13 protein-coding genes and 2 pseudogenes are annotated in these 13,949 nt (G+C 38.6%); 4 read left to right on the top strand and 11 right to left on the bottom strand.

Annotated elements, in window-relative coordinates; all coding sequences use genetic code 11:
* Window positions 1-63: 63 nt before the first annotated feature.
* From FH974_RS17040 to FH974_RS17070, 7 genes are all read right to left on the bottom strand, one after another.
* Window positions 64-651 (bottom strand): DUF1788 domain-containing protein, encoded by a 588-nt coding sequence (locus FH974_RS17040; RefSeq protein ID WP_005444575.1) that lies wholly within the window; start codon window positions 649-651, stop codon window positions 64-66.
* On the bottom strand, window positions 651-1,247 hold the full coding sequence (locus FH974_RS17045; protein ID WP_207103966.1) for a DUF1819 family protein: 597 nt from the start codon (window positions 1,245-1,247) through the stop codon (window positions 651-653). Before FH974_RS17045 ends, FH974_RS17040 begins: the two co-directional genes overlap by 1 nt.
* Window positions 1,240-2,145, bottom strand: coding sequence for a WYL domain-containing protein (locus FH974_RS17050; RefSeq protein WP_043045765.1), 906 nt, complete (start codon window positions 2,143-2,145; stop codon window positions 1,240-1,242). Before FH974_RS17050 ends, FH974_RS17045 begins: the two co-directional genes overlap by 8 nt.
* 186 nt (window positions 2,146-2,331) lie before the next feature.
* Complete coding sequence (locus tag FH974_RS17055) at window positions 2,332-2,760, bottom strand: hypothetical protein (protein ID WP_207103967.1); 429 nt, start codon at window positions 2,758-2,760, stop codon at window positions 2,332-2,334.
* Window positions 2,761-2,915: 155 nt separating this feature from the next.
* The gene (locus tag FH974_RS17060) at window positions 2,916-3,401 is read right to left on the bottom strand and encodes a hypothetical protein (protein WP_242011106.1); all 486 of its coding nucleotides are present in this window, start codon (window positions 3,399-3,401) and stop codon (window positions 2,916-2,918) included.
* A gap of 72 nt (window positions 3,402-3,473) precedes the next feature.
* A complete protein-coding gene (locus FH974_RS17065) occupies window positions 3,474-5,816 on the bottom strand; it encodes a DEAD/DEAH box helicase family protein (protein WP_207103968.1) in 2,343 nt (780 codons plus the stop codon).
* A 575-nt stretch (window positions 5,817-6,391) separates the two neighbouring features.
* Window positions 6,392-6,832 (bottom strand): hypothetical protein, encoded by a 441-nt coding sequence (locus tag FH974_RS17070; protein WP_207103969.1) that lies wholly within the window; start codon window positions 6,830-6,832, stop codon window positions 6,392-6,394.
* 180 nt (window positions 6,833-7,012) lie between these two features.
* Here FH974_RS17070 and FH974_RS17075 point away from each other — a divergent pair, with 180 nt between their 5' ends.
* Entirely contained in the window at window positions 7,013-7,384 is a 372-nt protein-coding gene (locus FH974_RS17075; RefSeq protein WP_207103970.1) for a hypothetical protein, read from the top strand.
* Between the two features lie 15 nt (window positions 7,385-7,399).
* Window positions 7,400-7,672: a hypothetical protein gene (locus FH974_RS17080; protein ID WP_207103971.1), complete on the top strand. Its 273-nt coding sequence runs from the start codon at window positions 7,400-7,402 to the stop codon at window positions 7,670-7,672.
* 223 nt (window positions 7,673-7,895) lie between these two features.
* Here FH974_RS17080 and FH974_RS17085 read toward each other — a convergent pair whose 3' ends face one another.
* The 3 genes from FH974_RS17085 to FH974_RS17095 form a co-directional block, all read right to left on the bottom strand.
* Entirely contained in the window at window positions 7,896-8,171 is a 276-nt protein-coding gene (locus FH974_RS17085; RefSeq protein WP_242011104.1) for a hypothetical protein, read from the bottom strand.
* Window positions 8,172-8,699: 528 nt separating this feature from the next.
* Window positions 8,700-9,539 carry a 3'-5' exonuclease gene (locus FH974_RS26455; RefSeq protein WP_422894372.1) on the bottom strand — a complete coding sequence of 280 codons (840 nt, stop codon included), beginning with the start codon at window positions 9,537-9,539 and terminating at the stop codon, window positions 8,700-8,702.
* Window positions 9,491-10,366 (bottom strand): UvrD-helicase domain-containing protein, encoded by an 876-nt coding sequence (locus FH974_RS17095; protein ID WP_207103972.1) that lies wholly within the window; start codon window positions 10,364-10,366, stop codon window positions 9,491-9,493. Before FH974_RS17095 ends, FH974_RS26455 begins: the two co-directional genes overlap by 49 nt.
* A 734-nt stretch (window positions 10,367-11,100) precedes the next feature.
* On the opposite strand from FH974_RS17095, the gene FH974_RS17100 reads away from it, so the two are divergent.
* Entirely contained in the window at window positions 11,101-12,477 is a 1,377-nt protein-coding gene (locus tag FH974_RS17100) for a hypothetical protein (protein WP_158108813.1), read from the top strand.
* Between the two features lie 180 nt (window positions 12,478-12,657).
* Here the strand turns inward: FH974_RS17100 and FH974_RS17105 are convergent.
* Window positions 12,658-13,428: pseudogene (locus FH974_RS17105) on the bottom strand (IS3-like element ISVpa4 family transposase); the annotation flags it as partial.
* On the opposite strand from FH974_RS17105, the pseudogene FH974_RS17110 reads away from it, so the two are divergent.
* A pseudogene (locus tag FH974_RS17110) lies at window positions 13,424-13,883 on the top strand (group II intron maturase-specific domain-containing protein); the annotation flags it as partial. The pseudogenes FH974_RS17105 and FH974_RS17110 overlap by 5 nt on opposite strands.
* Between the last annotated feature and the right edge of the window lie 66 nt (window positions 13,884-13,949).

Raw genomic sequence — 13,949 nt, forward strand, 5'->3', positions numbered from 1 at the left:
CTTTTTCTAACCAACATGCTTATTGTAAGTTTGCAAGTTCATCGTCATATACTTTTTACTGAGCTATGGGACGAGTTTGAACGCACGGTAATAGTTATTTGATTCGATACGGCCGAATGGTTTTAATGTCGCTCCATCGTATTCACCAGGATAAAACATTACGGTAGGCACGTTCCCCACTTTGGCATGCAATGCATTGAGAAGACCATGCCCGCGAATGATGGGCCAGACACTGCCTAGCCCGTGTAAGATGATGAAATCACATTCAAGTACATTAGCCTGTTTTACAATAAATTCAGCAAACCGATTTTGTTCAAGCGGGCCTTTCAGTGCTTTGAATAAGGCATCATCACCTTTCTCAAATTGCATCTTGTAAGCTCGATCGAGTAGCTTACGAGACTTCAGTAACTCGACAACCATTTCATACAAATTGATACTTGCGAAGCGTTTACCTGTGATTTCGCTGCGTGATGCCAGTTTTTTAGTCAAAAAGTCGATATGCTCTCGAACGATAATCTCGTGCTCAGCAGGGTAGTCGAAAATGTAGAAGCCTATCTCACCGCCTAATTCTTTATTGGTAAGAAATTCATCACTTTCCAGTCTGTCTTGCACTTTTTCCAAACGTTGCTGGAGTTGCTGTACTGTTTGCATTATGGCTCCATTGCTCTGACGATATCATCTCTATCCATCTCTGATAGGAGAATGCGTACATCAGGTGAGACAAAGATATTCATGAGTTTTTTGTGTTTGGTGGAGTCTATATAACCTGCATCTGCTAAAACTTTGAACGCGACTTGGGATATTTTATATGTAGATGCCTCTGACATCTCAAGTAAACCTGGGTATAAGCGTCCGCGCTCCTGCCAAAAATGCTGCCAGTCATCTACACTCAATGCTTCTCTATACATACGCTTTGCGTCTGTTACTACGATTCGCATGAAATCCGCTAGGATAGGGGCGTTGATTAATGTTGCAGCGAACATTAACTGTGTTGCTTCTTCTGTACCGCTATAAGCTAATTTTTGAAGATACTCGTTGTTTAACGACTCCAGACGCTTTTTGATCGTCGCGGCATTGCGTTTAGCTGACGCAGCTGAAGGCTTTTGCAAGATGTTCTCTTCTACAATCGCTTTGTTCCAATCCTCTAGGGTTGGTTCTGTTAATAGCAAGTCGGCAATGATTTGGCTTTCACGGAGCATTAGACTTCCACCAATAAGATCGCCTAGGTAGCGTTTGTGTTCAGACATCGATGTTTCCTAAAGAATGAAGTTGAGTTCGATTTCCCTCATAGCCTGCGGCTAAGTGTAGGTTTTCGATACCATAAAGTGTTGGACTGTTACGCAGCCATAGTTGGTGTTCTGGAGACAGTAGTCTGGCACTATCAGAACAATCGACATTGAGTCTTCGTAATAAATAGCCAGCAATAGCGGCTCTAACATCGAGGTATAAAACACCATCATTCATGTTGTAGTCCAACTCAATGGCTTTGGGGTGCTTAATATTGTTGGGATGGGGTACTAGCTCTAATGGAACGATACGTAACCATTGGTTATCTGACATCTTTGATTGAGACTCTGATACCGCTAGATCCAGCAGTTTGGCTTTAGTTATACGAGTAATAACAAAATCACGAAACTCATGGCTCTTCATATCGTAGGCACGTACATGCCATCGAAGACCATTGTTCACTAATGTGTGTGGTACTATCGTTCTTTTGCTTGGGCCACTATCTAGAGAAATGTATTCAATCGATACCGCTTTGTTGTTGAGTGCTGATTGGGTTAGCTTAGAAACAATGTGGATATTGGGTACAGCAAGCTGACTCGGTGTTTCAACAGGGAAACGAACATCTTCCATTATGTCGATGCTATCACTGAAGTTGTGCGTAAGCTGACTCAGCGCTTTTTGTGCATCATAGTCAAAAAGTGGCTTAAAAGATGACGTTTGGAAATAACGCTTCTCGGCATTGTCGTACACAAGATTCTCTCCAGCCAGTTCTTTATACAGGTTAATGTCCCGAGTGGCATTGGAAAGCCCCATCTTAAAATGTGCGACGACTTCAGCTCGCGAAAAATGGCCCACAAACATCAAACGGAAATCTATATAAGACAATCGTTGTTTTTGAGCGTAGCTAAGTTGGTCCATAGCAATTATCGTGAATTATTTAATGTTTGAAGTATGAACCATTTTGGGTCTGACATCAATCCAGATAGTGTTGATGGATGTTTTATTGAGCATAAATGTGAGGTAGGCACAGACGATAAAAGCCAGCGTTAACACGCTGGCAACAATCAATCTGGGGAAAGATTAACATAGAGTAAAAATATGGTTTTACGAGATTTGATGGGTCTTAACTTGTTTGAGCCAGTCGTTAATTGAGAAAGAGTAACAGAAATCATCCATTTCGGAGTTGTTATCGACATCATCAAAAAGATAAAGTTGAAGTTGCCTATTATCAGTTACATTTCTAAAGTGAGATTTATTGAGAGCAAACACTACGTTTAAAATGTCCTCCTCACTTTCTATCTGACTTAAAAACAAGCTTGAAAAGGTTGCCATAATAGCAGAACCATCATTCAATTTTACATACGAAAGGAGTACTAGCTCCATAGATTGTGCAAAAGTAAGGCATAGGTCTAGTGGCGAAGTGATATGTAACTTTCTGCCGTTTAAACGAATGTCATGACTAGTGAGCAGGGGGTGGTTAATCAAAGAAATTTGATTATTTGACTGTTCTTGATACTTCTTCAAATTTTGCATAATAAATCCTTAATAAACTTACCCCAAAACTTCGTTTATTGTAGATTTATTAAGTGACACGCGGGGTGTTTAACGGGTCTGTTTTTAAGTTATAACTGATGATGATTAAAGTCAATTAAATTCTATAAAAAGTGAAGGTTTATCATTTTAATTATTTAATCATCACAATAGAGTTCTTCGTAATCGATAAGATGCATGTTCCTATCAATCCGTTTTAAATCATCAAAAGCAAAAAACTTCTTAGCTAAGCGAATGGTGTAATAAGGTTCAGTCGTATTGGCAAGTATTATCTCATGACTATGAGGAACATGGACAAACTCAATACTGCCAAACCTAGTCTTATAGAAACCCGATTTCCCAGTGGTGCCAAGAATTAAAATCATCGGGATCTGAGAGATAACACTCCACCTTGAGAGGGCATCTTCGAAAGAAATGTAACACATTTCGCCATCTCGCAGTGACAAAGCTAGTTGGTCAAAAAAATCAGGCGGCAATGTTGAACGCAAGTAAACAAATCGCTCAAAATCAATACTCACGATATAGACGTGTTTTGCAATGATCTGCTCAATATCATCACATCTAAAGATTGAGCAGATCTCTTCACGTTTATAAATGAACTTTTCTGTACGGCGGTACTGCATTTCGAAAATCATTTTCATAGATTAAAATTAGATGTTATTTAAACAATAGTGATGATTGCATAAAATATTGTCTTAATTCAAGTTGAACCCATTAAAATTTTTATTTAAAGCGTTGTCTAAATAAAGCTTTGAGAAAGGATGAAGTTCGGCGGTACTTTTCCTAGAACTAGATCTTCCTTCATTTTTGCAACTGAAACCTAGGATCTTAAGGAATTGATTAACACTTCTCTTTATCTGCGTGATCTCACTTATTTTTTTATCCACCCTTAATGATACCCCATTAAAATCGGATAAAATAACTTGATTATCTTTATTCTTCATGAGTGAGTAAGCAGATAAGTAGCTTTCGTTAGATATGACAACTTTATCTGTAAAACTTAAACCAAGTATTTTAATGACGGAGCTTGCCAAGGTGATGATTTTTTTGGATTTCGGAGATACTGTTCGCTTATATGATTCGCTATTTTTTAACGAAAGCAACTCATTTCTTAGTTTAAATACATAGTCGAACTTAACTAACTCAACACTTACACTTTCTGACGAGATACCAAATTCCTTGGCCAAAATGGCTTTATCAGCAGATGCTTTTTCCTCATTAGTAGCCTTACCTGACTCAGAAATGGCAATGGCTTCAGGCTCAGAGATATCTTTGGCTTCAACTATAGCAATAGCTTCTTCTCTGGAATCGAAACGATTTCTAGTCGCTAGTGATTGTTTATTAATGTGGTGATTATAGGAATCGCTTGGCTCGATAGTGACATCAACAAATTCTAACGCCTCAAGGGTTTTAATTAATGCAAGAGGCATGTTAGAGCGCAGAATAGTTGATTGCACCTCGTGTACAGTGAGCATATCATCAAACGTGAATTTATTACTAAGCCTTGGTTTTGATGGCAACAGGCTAGCATTGCGGTCTTTAGATACCGCAAAGTGGATTTCCTTCACTGCTCTAAATCTTAGAGCTAATTGAATTAGATCATTCGGATTAAGCACGCTATTGCTTATAATCGTGATAACATCAGAATAAAGAGTCTCTATACTCACACCGCATCCTATGTACGGTGAGTAGAAAATTTTGTCATAATTTTTCGCTTCAATATTCGGATTTGAAACAAAAGCCATCACTTCAGGCTGTGATTTCGTATCAGAGCAAACTACTAATATTCCAGCTTCTAATGCCTTTTTGTAACAACCTCTCTTATTTTTGTGGTAACCCATAAGTTTTAGCTTTCGGTACATCATTTTCAAATTATCAAAAGCATATAGACGATTCTTAAACGGAGACATAAGAACAGTTGAGCGATCTTTTATTAATACACGTTTACTTTTATAAGCAGAATAGTCTTCAACGTTATAGATAGCATAGTCAGTTATCTCAGTGCTTTTAATAAAATTACAGCTTATATTTTCAGAAATATCCGCATCCATCATAATTAACCATTTTGCATTTTCAACCACATACTTTAGTGCATCATAACTGCTATGCTTACTATCGATACTTCGAAAATGATCACCACTTGTCGCAAGTATTCCTTTTTCGCATTCATCAAAGATAATTAGATCTGCTTCTAAAACTTCAGGTAGTAAAGCTGGGAGACTGTTGACTGTTGTTGTCAATACTGACGCTGACTCTTGGCTTCCAATGTTTCTTTCAGTATGATCACAGATAGATATGTTTCTAGGGCATTTTGATTGAATTTTATTTCTAAAAGATTTTCCTAAAATTTCAAGATGAGAAATATAAACAATCTTAGCATCGGATTTTGAGAAAAGTAAATCTATTGCAATATCAATTGTCTTAGTGGTTTTACCCAGAGACATTGGTGCTCGAAGCAGGTTTACACGATTTAGAGCAAAATCTATTTCATGAATTGATGAGACATTTTTAGCACTTTTTAAGTTAGTCAATTCAAGCACGGTTTTATGAATTGGGTCTTTATACCGATTGACTGCTTCTTGTGCTTCTACATAGTGCATACTAAGTTTTTGGTAGATCATTGATGCAGCAGCTTCTTTAGTTAATGAAAAAGGTACTGCGCACATTAATTCGTCGATCGCTAGCTGTTTTAACTCTTTGATTGGCTTGATTTGATAAATACCAGAAAAAATGCTAAAACCGTAAGTGATAGGGCAATTAGAGAATGTTTGACCTTTGAAACGAATATCAATGTTTTTTTTACAAGCCACTTTTGCCGCATCAATCAGGTCTTCGTCGGAGACATCGTTACTTAATTGAATACAAGTTAGAACATTTTCCTTACCTTCGTAAAATTTTGAGGCCATCGAAGCCGATGTTAATGCAGTATCAATTCTATATGCTTCATATAGTGACAAATCGCTAGGAGTTCCCACTAAGAGTACACAGTTTTTATTATATGGGTTTTTTATGTTTTTTATGGGTTTTAAATTTAGCATGATGGAACCACTTTTATGTTTTTTATTATTATATCCACCCCTAAAGGAAAAATATATAAAAATAAAGTAATAATAAAAAGTAATTTTCAAGTCAAACAATTAATCTATATAAATCAGAGGAGTGTGACTTAAATATCCAAATTGCATTATCATTAATTATTAAATAATTTATCGCTATTATAGGTTAATTGATTGTTAAAGTCATGAAATTATTGCATCTACGTTATACGAAAGGTGATAAAAGAGAGTGATTAATCTCTATCGATAGTTAGAAATAGAAAATGAACTTATTAATTATGTAGTTATATTAATATTCTAGGGGACATAGGATTATGTTTATATTATATAATAAATTAAATCCTATGTCCCATATGAAGTTAATGTTGCAATACTCGTTATTTGCATGCGCTAGCATGCTATTAACTGACTCTACGAGTCAGAAAGACGATTGTAAAGTGGACAGGGCTATTAATTTTTTAATAGATTACTATCTAATCTTAAATGCTTGATTAGTCTGCAAACTAAATCAGTTTAACTATAGACTTAGTTTGCAATCTATTAAAATCTAACTCGGTTTAATCAACTTTCTCTACAGCGTCATCAGTTTTAAAGTCTTTCTTTTTTAAACTAGTTCCGTGTTCATTATTATAGTTTTGAATTGCTGCCGCCAATTCACGAGATGGTTTTCCTTGTGATCTTTCTTCAAAAAATAGATCGCCAATTTGAAATCTAGCAGCTGGTGCTTTTTTGCGTTGAGTGGCCAAGTGTGGCTTTGAGCCACTTAATGCCTTTTTTTTATTTGATAATTCGTCTGGAATTTCAACATTAACAAGACGTAAAGCTTGTATCGCTGCTTCTACATTCTTCAACTCTTGCTCATTGCTAAGTTCTTCAATAATGAAGCTTATTCTATCTCGGAGCGTCTCTAGCTCACTTAGAGTTAGATCTAAGCCTCTGATATTATTGCGACTATTAAATATTTCCATTGCTGCTTGTTGCTTTTCTGTAAGTGTCATCGTTTTGTTCTCATAGGCTGTTACGTTCATAGAATGTCAATTTTAAAACAGTTTTAAAAAGTGTGAAAGTAATTAATAATTAAATATTATAAACTTTGTTTATATTTCATTTTATATATTTACAACCTCATTTAAATGTGGTTTAGTAATGTCAATTTAAACAACGATGCAGGAATTTAAATGCTTTTAACTAATCGCAGCAAGTACGTATATGAAAATCCAAATTTAAATGTTTCGAACAAACAGTATAAAAATGATTTAAAAACTTTTGATAACGATGAGATCTCAGACGAGGAAGCTATGCTAAAAGCAAATAAATTGACCGTCGAAGAACAGAATAGCACACTCAAACTTAGAAGATCTCATTTTGGCAAAAGATTTAATGAACATTGTCACTCTAGAACAAATCGTTCAGAGAGCAAAGCTTCTACAATTGATTTTACAAGCGTAGATAAGAAGGGTAATCGAGTTCCTGGGCTTTATGGTTGTAATCGTTGGAAATCGAAAGAAATCGCACGTGTGAGAGAAACTGAATCTTTTTGCTTTTTTTAAAAATGGGGAAGCCTAATGGCAAAGCGACATCACTGTGAAAATCTTCCGTCAGATGTTCAAGTGTACTACACAGATCACTACACGACGAATGAGCAATGGTTTTTGTTTATTTCTGAATCTGCATCAGAAATGGATTTGGAACTGAGTCATGAACTTAATGAAGTCGGGGAGTTGCTGTGGCAAACTGCCTTTAACATCATTCATTGCCCGTATTGCGGTATGAAATTAGAAAACGTAGATAATGGCAGCCCCCACTTTCATAAAGCCATTAACTATAAACTTATCTAGAAGCGTTACATTTGTATTTGTCATGCTGCAAGGCATGACTTTAACCACCTTAGTCAAACCATTTCAAACGTTTTCGAAGTGATTGCCTGGGATGGTTATAACTGTGGTGAAAAGCATAAAATGAAGATAACTAACTTGGGGTAGTAAGTTGGGTAAGGAAATTTGACCAGTCGCCAGTAAGCAGGTCTCATGGGTGCCCTCTAGTTCGAGATGGCGAACTGTTTCAAACAGCTGAGGCATATTGGGGGGCGCGTTTTACTAAATGTCTCTGGATTCCTTCGAGGGCTTCTAGGGCGCTTACTGGCAGAGACACTCCATTTTCGACATAAGCATCTTCGATGGCAGTGTTGATACGTATGATCGGCACACCAAGCTTTTCTGATTGTATTCGAACAGTGGGTATAGCTTGCCCTGCGCCAATTTCTACAACGATTAAATGCTTCGCTTCGATTGAATATTGCCAGTCGTCAAATCTATCCCATTGAAGGCTTGTACGCACGCCATTCCTTGAGCATCATTGAACATGTGGATAGCAGGCCGCGCATAATTACCGCAGTTTGGGCATTCGGGAAGTGGGCTTGTAACATCGCAGCTATGTTTATTGAGGGAAAATGGCAGCTCCTCGATACGCCATAGCAAAGAGCAATCACTGTTTGATGCAGCCGAACCTAGCACCCCTGAAGGTGATGAGCTTGAAAGGCTCGCTGCATTGGTTGAAGAGTATGAGGAAAAACACTTCCCCATTTAATAACTGCAACGCACTTTTGCCCCTTTGTGAGTTTTGAGCTAGACGGTTCTTCTAGATAGTGGCCAGATTTGTACCTAAAAATACTAACGGCTTATGCAAAGTATTATAAAGCTTATGTGCGATGAATGTCGCTTTGATGTAAATGCGCATTAGATTAATTATTTTATTAAACCAAGAAAAAGTATTTGGGTTAGGTTGAGTCCGCAGGTTTCGCATCCATAATGCAAGGCCTTGGCCTTGCATTATGGAGCTTTTGCTCCCGAGCAAATCCTTTCGGTTTTAAAATTTAGATGTATTTGTGCATTGGTCGTTTTTTATACCGTAACCTGAGCATCCCCAAAATTCACCAAAATTCCCTTGACGTTTTTTCATTGGACGCCCACATTTGTTACATATTTTTAGTTTGTTGTTGCAGGCTGGGTTATTACAGATACTTGCATCTCTTGTGTCGATAGAAGGTGCTCTGCATTTACTACATACTCGCGCCTTACCTACATCACAGCCGAGACCAGAACTACACGAGTAAAATTCACTAAACTTACCTTGAATAAGCCTTAAATATCCATCTTCGCAGTTTGGACATTTGAAAATCCTTCGGTATTGCTCTTGAAAGGCAGTGGAAGCAATGTTTAGCTCATATTTGGGAGCTAACAACTCTGTTATAAAGTCTGATGGTGCCGAGGGGTTCGCAATGATGTAGCATTTTTTCTTCGCTCGGGTAATACCAACATAGAGTAGCCTGCGTTCCTCAGAGTGTGGATAGGAGTCTAATGATGGTAGTAGAGCTTCGATTATTGCGTCATCTCGGTTTTCGTTCGGGAATCCACTCTTACCTTGGAAGAAACCAATCAGAACACAATAGTCAGCTTCAAGCCCTTTGGATTTGTGGAAACTCCAAAAGTAGACGTTGTCAGTTAATTGGGCCTTTGATAAAGCCGTTCTTGTGTCGCTGAGCAAATAGTTGTATCGCGCAATTATGGCAATGCTGCCATTGACATCATTGGCCCTAATTTTTTTTACGACCTCTTCAACTCTGTCGTAGACACCATCTTGCTTTCCGACCTTATCATCTAGCAGGAAAACTTGCGATTGGTCAACAACAGTATGGGTTTGGATAATTCAATAAGATCAAAGATGCGGGTAGGGTCTTCACTGATATATGAGTGTATCCAACTTGTTACCCACTGTTGTAAGGCAAAGCTATCCTCAGTAAAGATACTCATGTGTGTCGGTATGCCAGCTTCACGAAGTAGATGACGACCGAGGGCGTGGAATGTCGAGATGTGAGGTGATGAGTCTAGAGAAATATTTCCTTTAGTAGCTTTGTCTGCGAGGCGCTCTTTAAGCTCTTCAGCGGCAGCTCGGTTGTAGGCCAAGACCAATATTTCGGAAGGCTTTGCCAGTCCTCTATCGATGAGATCTAGTGCCTTTGCTACCATTACCGATGTTTTGCCCGTACCAGCCGCGGCTAAGACCATGTTGCGATCATTTGAACGCAGAACACCAAGACGTTGCTCCTGGGTTAATGGATTAGATTCGACTACATCGAAGAATTCCTGACGCTGGGAAAGCTGATATGCCTCATGATGCGCTCGAATTTTAGCAGCATTAACGGGATGAAAACTGATGATTTCCTCGATTCTAATGATGTGCTCATCGGGAAGATATCGCTTCCATTTATCAGGTTGTGCTTGATAACTATCATTCAAGCTTTGACACACGTCTGTAATTTGTTCAATCCAAGAGTCCCTTGGATAGTGCTTCATGACACTATTACTAAACTCTGAGAAAATAGGCTTAATGTAATCAATAACTTGCTGTGCGATACTGTTGTTAATCTGGTCGAGGAACTCTTCAGCCCCATTTTTTGCCAGATATTTGATTTTTATTGATTGCCCACCAACTTTAAGGCTTATCTTTGAGCCAAGGAATGACTTTTCAAGCACGGCAAAGGATTGGGAATTTAGTAAAGGGTACTAAGAACGTCCATCCTTCGTGTTTTTATAGATTGCGTTGTTTTCGATTGAGAATGACTCAACACCAAGTAGTTTTCCAATGAAGTTCGTTTTTAATATCATCTTTTTATGATTAATTTTTAGTTTAAGCATGACCCCGTAGTCAGATTTAAGTGTCTTACAAAGCTGCATTCGGAGTGCAATGCATGACTACAAGTTGCATAGTGGTGTAGGAGTTTACTACCACCACATAACCAGAACAATGACTTGATTTTTCTGTATTTAAGTTAATTTATAGTTTGTGAATATTCGCTTATCCGAAACTGCTCTCTGCCCAAGGATGTACTGGTACAGTTCTCGGTAAACACGCCTTTGCCCCATTGTGTGTTTCGGTCAGTCAGTTAGCAATGTTCAAATAAGCGTCCAGCTGCACACAGATTTCAGTAGTACTACTAAGTTTCTACTGACTCGGTGGCTATTCAATGTTCAGTATTTGTTAGGGCATCAGAGTCCTAAAACTTCGACTCATTACGCACATCGTTGATATAGGCAAGTACTAATGTGGCTGCGTTGGTTAGTGGAGTTAGTCACGGGTAGAACTGAAAACAGTGGGTATAACGCTCGTTGTTTTTGGTGCTTTGAGGAAGGATTTGTAGGTATCTGGTGAGCATCAATCAATGTTACATTATGTTATACCTTGAGCATATTAGTAGCTAACAGAGGAAGTGAATAACTTGGATTGTTATAGAAAGAAAATATCAGCAGACGCAAAACTTACTGATCAAGATGGTAAATCGATTATGGTTGATTGCTCTGTTACATTACCCTTGCTTTTTGGTCAGCCTGCAGAGGTCCGAGTTGGAATTCCAAATGAGACAATGCCTATACCGAACCTCAAGACTCCTTGGCAGATTAAAACTCTTCAAGGGACTGAAATAATTACTTTAGAAGATGTTCATTACCGAAGCTTAACTACCGATACCCTTTTAAAAAGAAAACTTGGTTCAACCCCAGTAGGTCTGAGTCATATAAAAAGTTTGACTATAGAAATGCCTCTTAAGTCGTCTGATTATAGCTTTTCAATTTACATATCTGATACTGAATATTTTAATACATTACGTTTGGAAGATGGTCTAAATGGCATTGGCCAAATAGCTATGTTCAGTCACCCAACTCTTGGCGAAATTGTTTTACAAAAATATAGTATTGAATCCGCAATGCTTAATGATAGTGGCTCATTAAAGTTACATGGCTATAGGCTAGAAGTTGAATATTGCAGACCTAATACTAGCCCTAAATCTATCATTAATATAATCCAGCCCTTACTTGATATATTGTCTTTTGTTTCACGCCAAAGAGTATTGGTTTTAGGTTGGGAACATCAAACGGGAAATGAATATATTAGACACTGGAAGTATCCACTAAATGCGATACAGACTAATTATGCTTTATATGAGCCTCGATCTTATTTAGTGAGCCGTAAAGTTGATGAGCTAGAAAAAATGATCAATATAGGTTTATCGAATTATTATGGATTGGAAGAATCAGAGCAGGATATGGTACATAAACTTAGCTTTGATCTTTGTTCATCAGTGCAACGTAGAGATGATGCTAAATATATGGCCTTATTCACAGCTTTGGAGTCTTATGCTAAAAAACTGAGCCTTACATTAGAGCTAGATAAAACAAGGTCAAAATCCATTCAATTAATAAAAGAAGCGGCAAAGCCACATAAAAAAGTCGACCATGAAGTATACCAAATGCTAATGAACCTAACTTCAGACATTAAAAAAACTTCTGCTGCTGACTCAATCGATAATTTTTTATCTAAACATCGAGTTTTTAAAGAAGATCTTTGGTCAATCCGAGGAAAAAGTGGATTGCTTAATATTAGAAATCACTTAGCACATGAAGGTAATCATAATGTTGACCATCAAGGATTGGCAGTTGCAACTTTACATCTAACGATACTCATTGAAAGAGTTATTTTAGGGGTTCTTAACTTCAAGCTTGAATCATCTGTTCAATGGGAGCTAATACAGGAACCTTGGCTCAATTTAGAGTACGCGAATAGATTAAAAAATTTAATTATACTAAACTAAAATCCTAGATCGATGGGTCGGTTACACGAGACTTGCCCTGTAATCTCGCTCTAAGGCTTATCCTGTCTAACTTTTTACATGATGTAGTTCCTGTAATTATCGCAACGGCGTCGTCGGTGTTATAGAAGTGGACCCCGCTGGTTGGACACATAAGCTCATTTCTTAAGTGGTTGACCCAGCTCATGCTGCGTATCTTTGCCTACCGAAGTAGGCCTCATCAGGAGTGAGGTTATTCAGTCCTTGATGGTTACGCTCTTCATTATAAAACACCATGTAGTTGCCGATTTCAAGCTCGGCTTCACGGGGCGTGGTATAAGCCTTTAAGTAAACCTCCTCATATTTCAGGCTTCGCCATAATCGCTCAATGAAAACATTGTCAACCCAGCGGCCTTTCCCGTCCATGCTTATACGTATGTCATGTTCAATTAACTTCTGTGTGAACTCTGTGCTGGTAAACTGGCTGCCTTGATCTGAGTTAAAGATATCAGGTGGCCCATAATGCTTCAGCGCTTCCTCAAGCGCTTCGATACAAAAACTCGTGTCCATGGTGTTGGATAGTCGCCAAGCCAGCACTTTGCGGCTATACCAGTCGATAATCGCAACGAGGTACAGGAATCCCTTCGCCATCGGGATGTACGTGATATCAATCGCCCAAGCTTGGTTTGGGTAAGTGACTTCGATATCACGCAACAGGTAGGGATACACCTTGTGTGCTTTGTTAGCCAGCGTCGTTTTGGGCTTGGGATAAATCGCCCCAATCCCCATATCGCGCATGAGTCGAACAACACGCTTACGATTAACGCTATGGCCCTTTTTAGCCAGCTCAGTTCGAATGCGCCGACTGCCCATAAACGGATACTGCAGATGAATTTCGTCAATCATACGTCGTAACGTGATCTCCTCAGCAGAGAGTCCGATGGGCTGATAGTAAGCGGTAGAGCGAGCAATATCATTCTTACGAAACATGCGTGACCTCATTAGAAAACACGCAACAATCCCAGTAGCCGATCTCATTAAGATGATGAATCCAAAGCTACGAGGATGGGCGAATTACTATCGCCACTGTGTTGCTAAACAAACCTTCGGCTATGTTGGTCATCAGATGTTTCTAGCGTTATGGCGATGGTCAGTCAGGCGTCACCCAAACAAGGGACGTAAATGGATCGCACACAAGTACTTTCTAAACTATCAAGGGCAATGGATTTTCCATGGCTGGTTTAAAAAGGATGGACTGTAGGGCGTGATCCGACTGTTTCAAATCGGTCAAGTGCCAATCAAGCGACATGTAAAAAATCATGAGTCAAGCGACCCTGTTCGATCCTTTTTGGGAAGGTTTTCTCAATGAACGTAAGGTGAAAAATACAGGTCGTAACTCATGGTTTGATCCTGTCGCCACTGCTTTGTGAGTTGCTGGGTAACAATAACGCCTTAGTGGAGGCTTGAGCCGTATGCAGTGAAAGTTGCACGTACGG

The sequence above is a fragment of the Photobacterium ganghwense genome, assembly GCF_017329545.1.
In the GTDB taxonomy this organism is placed as follows: domain Bacteria; phylum Pseudomonadota; class Gammaproteobacteria; order Enterobacterales; family Vibrionaceae; genus Photobacterium; species Photobacterium ganghwense.